At 62.5% G+C, this 13,514-nt stretch carries 23 protein-coding genes and 1 pseudogene; 17 read left to right on the plus strand and 7 right to left on the minus strand.

Annotation, left to right across the window (positions count from 1 at the left end):
• Positions 1-53 precede the first annotated feature (53 nt).
• From ACXPWS_RS13535 to ACXPWS_RS13585, 11 genes are all read left to right on the plus strand, one after another.
• A complete protein-coding gene (locus ACXPWS_RS13535; RefSeq protein ID WP_458713532.1) occupies positions 54-188 on the plus strand; it encodes a hypothetical protein in 135 nt (44 codons plus the stop codon).
• Between the two features lie 26 nt (positions 189-214).
• A complete protein-coding gene (locus tag ACXPWS_RS13540) occupies positions 215-496 on the plus strand; it encodes a DUF2742 domain-containing protein (RefSeq protein WP_458712906.1) in 282 nt (93 codons plus the stop codon).
• Complete coding sequence (locus ACXPWS_RS13545; RefSeq protein ID WP_458712907.1) at positions 493-1,638, plus strand: AAA family ATPase; 1,146 nt, start codon at positions 493-495, stop codon at positions 1,636-1,638. Before ACXPWS_RS13540 ends, ACXPWS_RS13545 begins: the two co-directional genes overlap by 4 nt.
• Entirely contained in the window at positions 1,628-2,245 is a 618-nt protein-coding gene (locus tag ACXPWS_RS13550; protein ID WP_458712908.1) for a hypothetical protein, read from the plus strand. Before ACXPWS_RS13545 ends, ACXPWS_RS13550 begins: the two co-directional genes overlap by 11 nt.
• Positions 2,239-2,661, plus strand: coding sequence for a helix-turn-helix domain-containing protein (locus ACXPWS_RS13555; RefSeq protein WP_458712909.1), 423 nt, complete (start codon positions 2,239-2,241; stop codon positions 2,659-2,661). The genes ACXPWS_RS13550 and ACXPWS_RS13555 overlap by 7 nt, the downstream gene beginning before the upstream one ends.
• The gene (locus tag ACXPWS_RS13560) at positions 2,658-3,323 is read left to right on the plus strand and encodes a hypothetical protein (protein ID WP_458712910.1); all 666 of its coding nucleotides are present in this window, start codon (positions 2,658-2,660) and stop codon (positions 3,321-3,323) included. The genes ACXPWS_RS13555 and ACXPWS_RS13560 overlap by 4 nt, the downstream gene beginning before the upstream one ends.
• Before the next feature lie 301 nt (positions 3,324-3,624).
• A complete protein-coding gene (locus ACXPWS_RS13565; protein WP_458712911.1) occupies positions 3,625-3,885 on the plus strand; it encodes a terminase in 261 nt (86 codons plus the stop codon).
• Between the two features lie 291 nt (positions 3,886-4,176).
• Positions 4,177-4,536, plus strand: a complete 360-nt coding sequence (locus ACXPWS_RS13570) for a hyaluronate lyase N-terminal domain-containing protein (RefSeq protein ID WP_458712912.1) — start codon at positions 4,177-4,179, stop codon at positions 4,534-4,536.
• Positions 4,537-5,349 carry a hypothetical protein gene (locus tag ACXPWS_RS13575; RefSeq protein WP_458712913.1) on the plus strand — a complete coding sequence of 271 codons (813 nt, stop codon included), beginning with the start codon at positions 4,537-4,539 and terminating at the stop codon, positions 5,347-5,349. It begins immediately after the preceding gene.
• Positions 5,350-5,469: 120 nt separating this feature from the next.
• Positions 5,470-5,952, plus strand: coding sequence for a hypothetical protein (locus ACXPWS_RS13580; protein WP_458712914.1), 483 nt, complete (start codon positions 5,470-5,472; stop codon positions 5,950-5,952).
• Complete coding sequence (locus tag ACXPWS_RS13585) at positions 5,952-6,458, plus strand: hypothetical protein (RefSeq protein WP_458712915.1); 507 nt, start codon at positions 5,952-5,954, stop codon at positions 6,456-6,458. The genes ACXPWS_RS13580 and ACXPWS_RS13585 overlap by 1 nt, the downstream gene beginning before the upstream one ends.
• Here ACXPWS_RS13585 and ACXPWS_RS13590 read toward each other — a convergent pair.
• Positions 6,451-6,921, minus strand: coding sequence for a hypothetical protein (locus ACXPWS_RS13590; protein ID WP_458712916.1), 471 nt, complete (start codon positions 6,919-6,921; stop codon positions 6,451-6,453). The genes ACXPWS_RS13585 and ACXPWS_RS13590 overlap by 8 nt on opposite strands.
• 107 nt (positions 6,922-7,028) lie before the next feature.
• Complete coding sequence (locus ACXPWS_RS13595; RefSeq protein ID WP_458712917.1) at positions 7,029-7,238, minus strand: hypothetical protein; 210 nt, start codon at positions 7,236-7,238, stop codon at positions 7,029-7,031.
• A 380-nt stretch (positions 7,239-7,618) separates the two neighbouring features.
• Between ACXPWS_RS13595 and ACXPWS_RS13600 the strand changes: the two genes are divergently transcribed.
• The 4 genes and pseudogenes from ACXPWS_RS13600 to ACXPWS_RS13615 all read left to right on the plus strand — a co-directional run bounded on the left by ACXPWS_RS13600 (position 7,619) and on the right by ACXPWS_RS13615 (position 10,382).
• On the plus strand, positions 7,619-7,942 hold the full coding sequence (locus ACXPWS_RS13600; protein ID WP_458712918.1) for a hypothetical protein: 324 nt from the start codon (positions 7,619-7,621) through the stop codon (positions 7,940-7,942).
• Positions 7,939-8,646, plus strand: a complete 708-nt coding sequence (locus ACXPWS_RS13605) for a hypothetical protein (protein ID WP_458712919.1) — start codon at positions 7,939-7,941, stop codon at positions 8,644-8,646. The genes ACXPWS_RS13600 and ACXPWS_RS13605 overlap by 4 nt, the downstream gene beginning before the upstream one ends.
• 510 nt (positions 8,647-9,156) lie before the next feature.
• Positions 9,157-9,446, plus strand: a pseudogene (locus ACXPWS_RS13610) (hypothetical protein).
• Between the two features lie 75 nt (positions 9,447-9,521).
• The gene (locus ACXPWS_RS13615; protein WP_458712920.1) at positions 9,522-10,382 is read left to right on the plus strand and encodes a DUF2510 domain-containing protein; all 861 of its coding nucleotides are present in this window, start codon (positions 9,522-9,524) and stop codon (positions 10,380-10,382) included.
• Between the two features lie 64 nt (positions 10,383-10,446).
• On the opposite strand, the gene ACXPWS_RS13620 is transcribed toward ACXPWS_RS13615, so the two are convergent.
• The 3 genes from ACXPWS_RS13620 to ACXPWS_RS13630 are packed head-to-tail and all read right to left on the minus strand — an operon-like array spanning position 10,447 to position 11,515.
• Positions 10,447-10,647: a helix-turn-helix domain-containing protein gene (locus ACXPWS_RS13620; RefSeq protein WP_458712921.1), complete on the minus strand. Its 201-nt coding sequence runs from the start codon at positions 10,645-10,647 to the stop codon at positions 10,447-10,449.
• A 29-nt stretch (positions 10,648-10,676) separates the two neighbouring features.
• Entirely contained in the window at positions 10,677-11,336 is a 660-nt protein-coding gene (locus tag ACXPWS_RS13625; RefSeq protein WP_458712922.1) for a hypothetical protein, read from the minus strand.
• Positions 11,324-11,515, minus strand: coding sequence for a helix-turn-helix domain-containing protein (locus ACXPWS_RS13630; RefSeq protein ID WP_458712923.1), 192 nt, complete (start codon positions 11,513-11,515; stop codon positions 11,324-11,326). Before ACXPWS_RS13630 ends, ACXPWS_RS13625 begins: the two co-directional genes overlap by 13 nt.
• Before the next feature lie 31 nt (positions 11,516-11,546).
• Here ACXPWS_RS13630 and ACXPWS_RS13635 point away from each other — a divergent pair, with 31 nt between their 5' ends.
• Positions 11,547-11,831, plus strand: coding sequence for a hypothetical protein (locus ACXPWS_RS13635; RefSeq protein ID WP_458712924.1), 285 nt, complete (start codon positions 11,547-11,549; stop codon positions 11,829-11,831).
• Positions 11,832-12,268: 437 nt separating this feature from the next.
• Here ACXPWS_RS13635 and ACXPWS_RS13640 read toward each other — a convergent pair whose 3' ends face one another.
• Positions 12,269-12,481, minus strand: coding sequence for a hypothetical protein (locus tag ACXPWS_RS13640; protein ID WP_458712925.1), 213 nt, complete (start codon positions 12,479-12,481; stop codon positions 12,269-12,271).
• Complete coding sequence (locus tag ACXPWS_RS13645; RefSeq protein WP_458712926.1) at positions 12,478-12,747, minus strand: hypothetical protein; 270 nt, start codon at positions 12,745-12,747, stop codon at positions 12,478-12,480. Before ACXPWS_RS13645 ends, ACXPWS_RS13640 begins: the two co-directional genes overlap by 4 nt.
• A gap of 347 nt (positions 12,748-13,094) precedes the next feature.
• Between ACXPWS_RS13645 and ACXPWS_RS13650 the strand changes: the two genes are divergently transcribed.
• Positions 13,095-13,295, plus strand: coding sequence for a hypothetical protein (locus tag ACXPWS_RS13650; RefSeq protein WP_458712927.1), 201 nt, complete (start codon positions 13,095-13,097; stop codon positions 13,293-13,295).
• Positions 13,296-13,514: the final 219 nt, after the last annotated feature.

The raw sequence follows: 13,514 nt of genomic DNA on the forward strand, positions 1-13,514 counted from the left end.
ACGAGACCGTCGGATCGATGGAGATTAGCCCGTACACCGTTACCGGCGCACTCATGGTGAAATGTCCGAATTGTGGTGCTCCCGAGGGTATTCGATGCACTGTTCAGGCCGCCAGGCCGACGGTCGGCCCCCGAAAGCGGCGGGTGCCCTGCCTGGCTCGTGTGAAAGCCGCGGCGGTCGCACCATGACCTCTCAGCAAGTCTCTTGGTGGTCAGTGCACGAGTTCATCGGAGAAGTGCTCAAGCAGGCCGGAGAGTGGCCACTGCTCGGCACACCGGCCTGGTGCTCCCTGGCCAACGACGACCCCCGCAAATGGGCAGCAGTCCTCGATGGCGGTCAGCACCACGCACTGCGCATCGAGCTGAATCAGGAGGCGCGGGCGGAAGCTAGCCGATCGTTATCGGTGGCGGCCGACTGGTCGAAGGTTAGTCGCGACATGCTGCAACGCGAGGCCTTCTACACGGCCAAGCCATGGCTGAGGCGGGTGGCTTCATGACGTTGAATGTCGTCGACAACGGCGCGGTTCCCGGTTCCGGGAACGTGGGTCGGGAACCGGGAACCGCAACAGTTCCCAGTTCCGAGAACCGCGCGGGAACCGGAACCGTGGTCGAAAACCCCACGGTTCCCGGTTCCCAATCCTCTATGCGGGAACCGGGAACCGAAGACGAAAAGCCCCTCTACCTCGACGTTTCCGCGCTACTGGACGGCACCATGCCGGAACCGCCGACACCAGTGCTCGGGAAGCGAACCGACGGCCACGCCGTGTTCTACGCCGGCCAAGTCAACTGGGTGTTCGGCGACCCGGAGTCCGGCAAAACCTGGCTATGCCTGGCGTGTGTGGTCGAGGCGCTCAAGGCAGGCCGGCGCGCCATCGTCATCGATCTGGACCACAACGGCGGTCCCGCGACCGTGCGGCGCCTCATCGACCTGGGGGCGCCACTCGAAGTCATCCGGAACCCCGACCAGTTCCGATACTGCGAACCCGAGGACCGCGCGGAGCTACGCCAGGTCGTCGACGACTGCAGATCATGGAGGCCCGCCGCCGCGCTCGTCGACTCGATAGGGGAGCTTCTGCCCCTGTACGGATCGAACTCCAACAACGCCGACGAATTCACCGTGGTCCACAGCAATGTGCTCAAGCCGCTTGCCAAGGCGGGAGCCGCGGTCCTGGCAGTCGATCATCTCGCCAAGAGCGCAGATTCTCGGGCAGCTGGTCCTGGCGGATCAGCCGCCAAGCGCCGGGCAATCGGCGGAACGTCGATACGGGTGAAGGTTAAGCAGCCCTTCACTCCCGGCCACGGAGGCAGCGCAACTCTCGCGGTCAACAAGGACCGGCATGGGGGAGTACGCGCCCACTGCCCGGTCGGTGACCGTGAGCCCATCGCGGGGACCTTCAAGCTGCTGGCATTCACGGAGGGAATCCTCGAGTGGTCGATATTCCCGCCCTCAGCCGGCGAACGCAACGCCGACGAGAACGCGCCACCTGAGGATGTTGCCGCCATCGCTGCTCTCGACCCGCCAGCAGAGTCAGTCGAGGACGCCCGTACCCGCCTGAAGTGGCAGAAGCAGCGAGTGTCAAATGCGTTGCGCACCTACCGAAACCAACAAGCCCTAGGAGATGATTCGAATGACAACTGACAACTACGAACCCGTGAACCTCGACGACCTCGAAGCAGAGTCCAACGAGACGCTCCGCCTGGCCCACGAAATTCTCGACCGCTGCAACAGGGACAGGGCCGAGCAGCCTAAACGCCTCGCCGCGGCGCGCGGCGCAGCCGAGGAGGCCCGTGGCTGGTCGCTCATCGAAGAGCCGTGGAGCTCCCTGATCACTGCCATTCCGGCGCACGATGAAGATGGATATCAGACCGGCGGATCGCTTGTCCTGCCGTCGATCACAGCGAAAGAACTGTTCGCCGCGCGGATGGCTTTCGACATGCTCGACGCCGGCCTAGATGCGGAAGCTAACCCAGAGGCAATCGACGATGCGAAGAACCGATACTTCGCCCTCCTCAACGGCGACCCGGGCCTGCTGTTCCTCGTGTGCATGGCAGCGCTCGACACCATCGCCACACTCGTGGTTCCCCAGCTGGTCGACGAACTCGAAACCCGTGCATCCAACTACGACGTCCGCGTGATGCTCGCCGAAGCTCGAACCAAGTCCTGGAACGGCAGAGTCTCCGAACTACGAGGCGCGCAGGATAATCCAACTTCCAATGAGTTCAGCGACGAGGATGAACCGTGGTAACCGACGATCGGGTACCGGCTTCATCGCTGGAGGCACGGATCCGAATCGGTGGTGACGCGCTGGCGTCCATCGTGCCGCCCCGCATCGCCGCCTTGCTCGAACGGGCCGCCGGGATGACCGCCGACCGCCGGGCCCGGCTGCGCCACACGGATCCAGAAGCGTACGTCGCGTTGTCGGCACTGCACCTCGCCGCACTCCGTTCCGATAGCGGAACGAAAGCTGCAGTGCCACAGCAGAATAGCGCAGACTTGACCACATGGAAGAGCAGCGCCGAAGCCGCCGAAACACTCGGCGTCACCGACAGATGCATCCGCAAATGGTGCAGCACCGGCCAACTACGCGCCGTCATCTCAGGCCACCGCTGGCTCATCGACCCGAATAGCACCGCCCCGACCAAACGAGGAGAACCAACATGAGTCTCGAAGCACTGCAAGCAGAAGTCGAAGGCTGCCGCACCGCAGCCGCTGAACTCTCCGAAGAGTTCTCCCGCGCACACTCCGAAATCGAAGCAGACCCAAGCCTCACCACCACCGGCAAACGCGAACGCCTCGAACCCTTGCACGCCGCAGCCGTCGAGAAGATCGCCGCCCTCCGCACCCGCGAGAAGACCGCAGTCAAAGCAGAGAAAGAGAAGCTCGAACGCCGAGTGTTCGGCCTCTCACCCTCCGCCAGCACGGACCCCGCGAGCATCGTGTCATTCCGTGACGCGCAATCCCGCGCACGCGAACTCGAAGACGGCGACGACGCCGAGGAGATCTACCAGAGCGCGCTGCGGTCCGGCGACAAGATCATGGCAACCGCGGTACTGGAAAAGGCGCTCGTGCGCGGCTGGACCTCGATCAAAGAGGACTACCTGCAGCGCAACACGACCACGCGCGACGACCTCGACGACCTCGCTGCCCTCGCCAAATACTCCAACAACGGGCTGGCGAACAGCGTCCACTACATGCCCCCCAGCCTGAACCTGCCACACTCCGCCGGCATGCCCAACGTCCCTCCGCTGGCCACACGCAGAGAACCGCAGGGCGTTCCCAACCTCGGCGACTACATGTCCCGGCTCCTGGGACTGTCCAAGTGACCTGCGGCGGCCGGGGCGTCAAACCCACGAGGTTCATTCCTTTCCCTCAAAGGGCAAAGGGCTTCCACGACGGTCGGACATGCCCAGAAGCACCTGCGCCCGGCCGCCGCACCACAGCACCCCAGGGGGACTACCCCCTCACCCCTCACGCCCTTCGCCTCTCACGGCATAGGCGAATGTGTGTGTGGCCCTTTCCAGAAAAATCGACCTGTGGAGGCCGGAAGTGGGACGTGAGCAGCGCTCGAAGCCGCGCATGCCGGCTGGTTTGACTGGGTCCGGACGGTCGTTATGGCGTTCGACGGTGGCCGCGTTCGACCTGGAGGAGCATGAAATTGCGATCTTGCGGGAGGCGTGTCGGGCGGCAGACGCGATTGATGCTTTGCAGGCCGCCGTTGATCGGGATGGTGTGTTGAACACGTCGCCGCAGGGAGTTCGGGCGCATCCGGCGTTGGTGGAGTTGCGGCAGCAGAGGCTGTGCTTCGCGAAACTGCTGAGCGCACTGGCGATTCCCTCTGACGATTCCGCCGGGGGTTCGTACGGCATCCGAGGGGCTGTCGGATGAGGCGGCGCCGCGTCCAGGGCGCGTTGGCCACCGACCTGCAGGTGTTTCCGGGGTATCGATATCGGACTGCTGATGCATGGGCAGCGGCGTTCAAGGAGTTTCTGGACGCGCGTGAGCACTGGGCTCAAGAGCACGGGGGCACGGTGTTGATGCCGTATGAGGTCGACGGTTACTGCCCGTTCGACGGCAACCGCTTCCGCAAGTCAGGGATAGCGGGTGGGGGCCACTCAGAATCCGGCGTTGTAGGGAGGGGATGACTGATGGCGACGGAATCCTTCACGGAGGTTCACTGTGAGTAAGAACTATCGGTTTCAGCCGCGCCGCGCCACCGCTGCAGAGGCGGCGGAAAACGACGGCGTTCTTCTCATGGGGGAGAAGGGCTTCGAAACCGACACTCGTCGATGGAAGACTGGCGACGGCTCCACTCATTGGAATGACCTGCCATACGACGACGAACCCGGAAACCTCGATGGGGCTACCGAAACAGGTGTGGCCGTGCTTACCGGCGATGCTCCAGCCGGCCGCGAGGCACTCGGCGCCCTACCGGGAATCGTGGTCGACTCCACTGGTGCAACCTCAACGACCGTGCGTACCCGCGTTGTGCTGGATGAGTTCGGCGAAATCGATGACATTCTGAGCGAGGAGATCTAGATGGCGCTGGCGAAAGACGAAGCCACTGGGGCTGGGCGGGGCCGCAACCTCGACACCCATCCGCCGGGAAAGGTGTTGTACCGCTCCGATTTCGACACCGGGTTCGACGGCTGGACCAACCATTGGTCCGGGTACCGGCCGTACCCGATCATCTCCCGCACCAGCGAAATATGTCTGCGCGGTTCGCATTCCCTGATGCTGTCCACGGGTGAGCACGCCTCGCCGGTGTCGAATGATGTGTCGAATGGGTGCTCGGCGTTCAAGCGGTTGGCGCGCCACGACGAGTACCGGTACCACCACTTCTCGGCGTTCCTGGCGCTCGGCGTGGGCGGGTTCACCGGGTCCTGGGCATCGTTCGTGATGATGATCGACACGCAGGCGTGGGACAACAGCCAGCGGTCGTTCTACCAGTTGGCGTGCTTCTACAGCGCCCCGCCGGTGTATCCGAAGTTCGCGATCGTCGACAACTCTGCGGGCTGGCATGACATCACCAGCCCGAACTCCCATCACCGGATTGTCGGCAACAACGACAACAAGCAGAACTTCTTCTACGTCCGCTTGACTGTCGACCTGCAGGCCAACAGCGGGCTGGGTGGATACAAAGAGTTACAGGTCGGGCCGCAGGTCTTCGACCTGACCGGCGTCGGCGGCCAGTCGGCAGCAACCGCACCGCAGACGGACGGCACCAACTACATCACCGACTTCAACGGTGGCTTCAACCTCGGCGCGGCGATCACCCGCGACCCCACCGTCACTGGCGGGTGCCAGCTGTTCATCGACGACGTCGTGTACTCGGCATCCAACACTCTCTGAGAGGGATTAAAAATGCCTGCTTTGTCTAGCGTTTTGATAGCTGAGTCGTTCAACAACGGCATCCAAATCGGTGGGTCTACACCGTTCTTTCAGCCACCGAATCGCGTTGACATGAAGTCCATGTACACGGAGCTGAACTGGACGATATCGTTTCTTGGCATCACCGATGGCGGTACGCCTGGCAGTCCGGCAAATCCGTTGCCTACGGCTTTCATAGTGAAAGCGCGATTCGAGTACCGGCAGATGCACGCGGGCATCTTCTACCGGTTCCAGATGCCGCGCTGGACCAACATGAGCGAAGACGAGGTCGCGACTCACATCGTCGAGCAAACCCCCTGGTATGGACCGGGTCAGGCTGAGCCGGTGGCAGACCCAATCACGGGCGTCGGTGACGGTGTTATCGCTTCGTACGGAAACACTGGTGCTGGCATACCCAACACCGCCGGATACAACCCGGCTACTGGGTTGTTTTCGACTCCGATTACCCTGCGACGAACCCTTCGTCATTTCCAGCAAGGTGTTCGGGTGAACGCGACTGGCACGAGCGTCACCGGTGGCACTACGCCGAGATTTCTTCTCGGCATCGAATACCTGGGGTCCTAATGAGCCGCCGAGGGCCGTTCGGGTTTCCTTACACCGTTGACCCAGGCATCATCCGCGGCAACGGAACCGACGTCATCGCCGCCCCCGCAGCCAACGAAGCCTTCTACATGCGGGTCCGAGACGCCGGCCCGATCACAAAAATCGGCCTCACCATCGGCACCCAATCCGGGAATATCAGTGTCGGCGTGTACCGCAACTCAGGGAAGGGCCGCAGTGCCGTTCCTGGGGCGCGAGTCAGCACGTCCGGCGCGGTGTCCTGCCCGGCGGCGGGATACAACGAGATCACGCTATTGACACCGTGTTTCGTCCGGGAAGGTGACTGGTTCGGCCTGTCGGTCGACAACACCACCGTCAGCGTCGGCGTCCTGCTGACAGCGGCCAACGCGAGCAACGCCATCGGCAATGGTCGTCAATGCCGGCAGCTGACTGCGCACCCGCTACCCACGACGCCGTCCGGGTTGGCATCCACGGTGGGATACACGTTCGTCCTCGTCGGCGTTATGTAAGCGGGGCAGACGTGGGACCCGTGTCGGTACGCGCCCAGGACTCGCCACGTGCGACCCCATCAAGCCACGCCCCAACCTCAACGTCAGACCGGCCGATGTAGTACTGCATGTAGGTGGAATAGGCGTCCAGCGGCTCATCATCAAATTGGAGCCGATCGGTCTGCCAGAAGCGGAACGCGTACCACCCCGACTGTGGTGGTACCACGTTCGGATCGTCGGGGTTCACAACCACTTCGATGTAGCGTTTGAAGTGAATTTGCGCGATGCCTGCATACCACCGAACTCGATCCAATTCCGTACCAGCGGCAGGGAAATTCGGCGTGTAGTGCGTTGCAGGAGAGGCCTGCACAGGCACGTCAGTCCTGTAGCGATACTGGATGTATGGGCCCTTGAGACCTGCTTCGCTGGTGGGCTGGACTGGTGTTGCAGGAAAGACTTCCTCTCCTCCTGCGGTGTGCGTCATGAGACTCGACTTTACGGCCAAATGCTGTAGTGCTCTTCGGTGTTGCAAACAACTCGGCCGGCGCCCTTGTACGGGGGTCTGGGGATTTACCCCGACAGGGCTCCAGGTCAGTAGATTGTGCCTACCCGCGGGGAAGCCGTCTTCTTCGGCTGGCCGGGGACTACATACGTCCAGAAGTTCGGACTGTATAGCTTGACGAGCTTTCCGTCCTTCTTGACCTCTAGCGCACCGGAGGCCTCCAACGTCATCGTGTGCGAGTCGTCGTATCCGTCTCGGCCGTTCGAATCGCCTCTGGTGTAGTGGACGGTGAATGCCATGCCGGCAAGCCTGCCACGGAAGCTGCCTGACGTGGGCCAACCCGCCGTCGAACTCGAAGGAAGCTCCGCGGCGTGGGTGGGCGAAACTGCGGGGAGAGATCTGACGGCATGGCCTAGGGGCAGCCTCGAGGCCGGCTCACGACCGCGACCCACCCCCCGTGACCTTGGCCGATGGTGGAAACTACCCGCCCTTTTGCGGAGGAGAATCCGTCCCGGCATATGCGGCAGGAGCGGGGGGGCGAAGCGCCGGTGGACCTCGGCACTCTCCCTGGGTTCGGCGACGAAATCGCCCACCGGTAGCTACGGCTGAGCTGCAGCTCAGGGCACGGATTGAAGCTGCCGCACGCCCCCTTCCAGTTCTCATGTGCCATCATGAGCCGATGGCGGAGTTTGACCCAATGAAAGAGATGGAAGACGTCCAGCTCATGTGGAATCTGCCTTCTGGGCCTGCGCCGTTGGTAAATCAACTCCTGCTTCAGCCTGTACCGGACGCAGACGGCGGTCCAGGTGAGATCGTTGTGCGTCTTGGCTATGCGTTGCCTCCGCCAAACCCCACTCCAGGTGAGAGCGTTTCGGTAACAACCGTGGCTGCTTTTACGTTGACTAGGCATAGGGCTGCGCAGTTCAGGGATTTCCTGGATCAGCAGATCAACTATTGGGATGCTATGGACACCGCCGCACGAGGGGAGAAGCCGACACCATGACGATTAGCACCAGCTTGCCGGACATCTCCGAACTGCATCAGGATGATGTCGAGCGTCTCGGACCTGAAGCGGTTACCGGACTGCCCTCAAATGAGCCGTTGGAGGTTGTGGGCATAGGCATGTACGGACCACTAGGGCAAAAAGGCTTCACCAACGACGCGCCGTCGGTGCCGTTCATCGTCTACTCCGGATGCGCTCACAGCGAGATACTGACCAACCTCGGAGCCGGGTCCTTAGTAGGCAAGTTCGGCATATGGAATGAGGCCGTGAGTATGACTCCGGGCTTGTCTCATAAATTCGGCGCCCTTGTTGGCCCTACGCACAGCGTTCCCCGGCTCTTCTCTCTGGCGGCCGCAGAACGGCGGCTTGCCGAGATACAGGCGTTGACGACGCCATCACTCTTCTCGAAGGAAGATGAGGATCACGGACAGTTACCGTTAACCGACGCGGCGATCTCTCGGGCTAGGAAGCTCTTTCGCGCACTGGATGCGTTCCCGCCTATCAGGCATATCGGAATATTTCCAATGCCGAACGGAGGTATTCAGCTGCAACGTTCAGGAGAGGATTCATCGATTTCTATCGAAATACCCCCTGATGGCCTAGAACCCGTGTTGATTGAATTTGCTTCCGACGACACCTATTGGAGTAAGTGTTTCCACAGTTTGGTTGAAACGACCCTTATGCTGGCGCGCCATCTTCGATGACTGCCGCGAGTTGGGAGCTCCCTGACTTGGAACCGTGCGAGGAACTCATTGAAGACGAAGACGAAATCTACTTTCGTCAAGTCAATCCGAAGTTCTTTGATGGTGTAGAGGTGAGCGCTCAAGCGTTCGATACCTCGTCCAACGATGCCGGGAAGCTAAGTGGTGCCCGTAGCAGGGAACAAACTGCCGAAGGTGCCTTCAACGACAGAATCGCCAGGGGTGGCCTGACTGCAGGTACATGGGGCGTACTTGCGCGCGATGTGTGGATTGAACAATCCCGCCTTGTCGATGACAGTAATTGCCCTCCGCCGGACGAGCGGGGTTGGCCTCAGGGGCACTGTTACCTAGACCAACGGATGCCCGACAAGCCGCACCGCCGCAAACTGCGCATCAACTTGGCTCGCGTAGCGACGCAGAGCGGGCGGCTTCATCCGCCCCCTGCAACTATTTGACGGATCCAGTGTCGAGGTCGCGTTTGAAACGCAACCCCTTGAGGAGGTACGCGCTGTCGTGTATCCCCAAGGGGTGCATCCGAAATGCGACCCACCTCGCATCGTCCTGATCGACCTGGGCCGCCTGTTCCCACGGGAGCCGCACAGCAACGGCCGGACCACCTGTTTGGGCTCCAGATGCACGGCATCGTGGAGGGTGAGTTGACGTGCTGGGGAGCCTGCGAACAGGGCGCCTGGTGGGGCCTGGTGACCTACCCAATCAAGTTCGGGCCGAACTCTCGGCCGGTGACACACTGGGTGCCCGCCTGGACGTTGAAGCTGAAGTCTGCCGAGGGCGACCGGTCTTAGTTACTGTCCCCCGTTGGATGGACGCACCTGTGAACAGCCTGCGACCCAGCACGGCTGGCGATACGCTGCGCATTTATGACCGCTCCCGGCTGGTACCCCGACCCATTGGGCGGTCAAGGTGCCCGATACTGGGACGGCGCCCAATGGGACGGCGCAATCCGCCCGGAACCCCAGGAGTTCCCCGAGTCGCCACCGCCGGTGGAGAAGGTGTCGCGAAGCGTCTGGCCAGTGTGGGTCGGACTCGCTGCCACCGTCGCGATTGCCATCGGCTCTGCGGCGTTCGTGCTGACACGCCAACCGCCGAACATCCCTGCTGCTGCGCCAACCGCCGCGCCGACCACCGCCGCGCAAAGCCCGACGCCAGCCCCGGCGGAAGCAGTCGCGGGCGAAGTGAAGACTGCAATGCAGCGGAAACTTGACGGTGACCCGGACCTCAAAGACCTGACCGTGGTCGAGGTGCGACTGGTCCATAAGGCCGGCAACGAATACAAAGGCATCGCCACAGTGAAAGGGGCGGACGGCACCGAGCATGACGTTCCAGTCGACGTCACCGCCGACGATGAGAACGTGCTGTGGGAGTCCCCGCCCGGGGCATTCGCCTTCGCGGAAAGCCGGCCCTCACCGCCGCCGGCACCACGCCCCTCGGCACCACGGCTCCCGCCTCCATCCTTAGGGCCAGGCGTCGTCGAGGATTTCAGGCTGTGTCCGTCCGGTCTGACCGGCGTCGCCTCCGCTGAAACCAGCTGCGCGTTCGCCGACAACGTTCGCCAATCCTGGTACGGCCAACCAGGCTCGGTCATCACGGCCTACAGCCCGGTGACGGGCAGGCTGTACACGATGCGCTGCGTCGCGGCGAGCACGACAGCGTGGTCGGCAGCGCAGCGCTGTACGGGCACCAATCCGCAGGGCGACCCCCTGATCGTCTACATCAGCTAAGTCGCTCATCTGACATTTCCCGAGGTTCGTAGTCTTTTTCGGCCCGTAGGTTTGCGGGCCGGGCCTAGTACGGTTCCCACGCGTTGGAATGCATCCAGGCATCAACTTCCTCGACGTCCAACCGGTAATGCCGCCCCTTCCGTCCAACAGCAGACGCCGGCAATTCCCCTGCCTTCACTGCTTCGCGGATCGTCGCCACCGAAACCTTCACGTGCTCAGCAGCCTCTGCCGCCGTCAACCAAACAGTCATCTCCAATCTGGCCATAACGTACCCGGGCAGCGCCCAGGCCCCCGTTACGCCTTTGCCGTGAGAGTGAACACCATCGAGCGATACATCCACTTTTCATTGAGCTGGTGCACGGCCTCATATGTCACAAGATCGCGCCGCGCTAGGGACTCGACGACTCGCTTCACACCCTGACCGCCCACAACAACCCTGCCTTCACGGCGCACGCGGTCCAGAAGGGCCTGTTGAGTCCGGCTAAGTGGTCCCATCTTCGCAATCGCCTCGGCTGCCTCTGGGCGCACGATATCGCGGGGCTCGGCAGGCCGGGATTTTTCGATGGGGACCACGGGCCGATTCTTTCGGGGCCCCTGCATGTTCGGGTTGCCCGCCACGCCGTACCGCTCTCGGTAGGCCCTGCTGCGAGGTGACAGTCCGTCGAGAATGCTCATCCCCTCAGCGGGTGTGGTGGTTAGCCGCATCGCGTCTGAGATGACCGGTGACGCCGGCACTGGGGTGGGGCGAACGCCATTGTGGTACTTCGCAATCATGTCCTCGACATCGGTGTGGGTCATGCGCCACGAGGCGCGCCCGAGCTTGTATCCGCCGATTTCACCGGCCTTCAGTCGGCTCGTGAGCCATCGTTCCGGTGTTTTCCAATCGGCTGGCAACGCCATCGCGGCGACTTCTTCGAGGCTGTATGTGCGGATAGGCTCGTTCACCGCGGCCACTCAGATGCGGAATCCTTCAAGCCCTCCGCATACGCCAGCAGATCCGAGTGCAGGTAGTGCCATGCTTTCCCAGCCCACTTTGCGTCGATCTTCCCTGCCCGCCGAAGCTGGGCCAGTTTGTCCTCGCTCATCGACAAGGCCTCTGCAGCAGACTTCGAGTCATACAGGATCTTCTCCATAGGCCCCTACGGTGCGTCATGATCGGGCGCCATGGAACCCCCCCTACGCACATACAGTCTCGAGGAGTACGCCGACGCGCTGCTCGGCGCGCACGGTGACGCGCAGATCCACTGGATGACCAAGCGCCTGCGCGGTGAAGCGAAGCCAGTCCTGCCCGGGTACAAAGCCGGCCGCCGGTGGCGCGCCACCCGCGAAGACATCGACGCCGCGATCGAACTCCTCCGGCCGCAACGCCAGGCCATCCCAGAACTACCTCGGGCATCGTCGATGACTCCCACAACCAAGCGCCGACTGAAGGAGCAGAAGCAGCAATAACAGGTCACCCAGGTCCGTCATCCGATTACGACCTCCCCCTTCGTCGGGGGTTCTGCGGTCTACACCGGAAAACAGCAAGCGGGGGGTGGTACTCGCTGGCGTGTACCCCCCGCTGTCTGTCCCGGTCCGTCTCGAAACGGGCGTTGTCACCAGCACTTCAGTGAAGGCTGCCTGCCGTCGCCTGGCCTTGGCTCATCGCGCATTGCGATTTGAAATCGCGAAGGGGTCGGGCGCTTCCGCAGGGCGGTTTTGCGAAGGCAACTGAGTACGCGGTGCTCGACGAGCCAGCATGTTGTTCAACCCGACCTCGTGGGCGACCGCGACGCGGAAGATGTGTTCCTGGCCCTTCGGCAATGTCGGGTGATCGGGGGACTCGTCAGACCGGCACGGCCATTTCGGGGCGGCTCCGCAGATCGGGCACGGAACCGAACGGGCGGTCATTTGACTGCCTTGAGTTTGATCACCGCGGCGGGCGGGGATATCTGGGCCATCCGGCGGTCGTAGACGGGGCGGATCAGCACCGCGAAGGCGACCAGTTCGGCGTCGGTGTGGTCGTCCAACGTGATTCGTCTGAGCATCTCTTTGACGTCGGCCTTGAGTGATTCTCGGGTGAGGGCCAGCACCTGGTCGATCTCGACGCTGCCGTTCACTTCGCCATCCCGTCTGCTACGGGGGGAACCAGTCGGATCGCCCGTAGCCGGTGACTTCCACGCGTGGGCGGTTGGGATTCACGTGCGTTCTTCTCCAGACCGCGGGAGTGGGCCTGGGAGATCGGCCCGCATATCTGGGTCAGCTCGTTCTCGGTGAGGGTGAGCAGGTCGACTTCGTTCAACAGTCGAGCGACGAGCCATCGCAGGTGGGAAAGCAGGTTGTTGGCGGCGGGTTTCGCCGGTTCGTTTGCGCTGTTTTCGCGCATGGCTGTACGCTCCTCGTGGATGTTGTGCTGAGCCCCTGGCAGGGGGCTGGAGGTTTTCGGAGGCGGTTCCCTTGGGAGAGGGGGCCGCTTTCGTCATTCGAAGGGCGTCATGGCAGCGGACGCCCCCTCAAGTGCGCAGACGTCGAAAGCCACCGTCACGATGACCGTGTCGGTGGCTTCTGCTATTGGGTGGGGCGCGCGACGCGCCGCAGAGGGGTGTCATCGAAATCCTTCAACCACGTGCAAGCTTTTGGCTGGTAAACAAGGTCTTCGAACTATAGCCCGCTATAAGCTTGCAGCGCAGGAGAATGATTGGAGCGCTTCTAGCGCGCTTACACTTCCGCCCCATGGAGGAGGAGCACTTGGCGCTGATTAAGCGTGCAGCCCGAAGGCGTGAACGCCAGCAAGGCAAGCTCCGAGAGGCTGACGACGAATTGCGCAGCCTGATACGCGAGGGTTTCGCCAAAGGGTTATCCGGGGACCAGCTCGCGAAGGCGGCCGGACTGTCGGTACCCCGCGTGTACCAGATCCGGGACGGCCGTCGTTGAGTTACCCAAACCCTGACCCAAACCAGCCCTAAATTACGTCGGTATTCGCCCACATTCGCGTACAGCCCTCAAGGTGCCATAACCGTTGGTACGCAATGGGATTGCGTGCGTCGGCGAATGTCGGCGAACATACATGCGATAGCTGGGGGTCAAGTGGTCGCAGGTTCAAATCCTGTCAGCCCGACCAAGGAAACCCGCTCTGACCAGCGTCGGAGCGGG

This window comes from Mycobacterium sp. BMJ-28 (assembly GCF_054404835.1).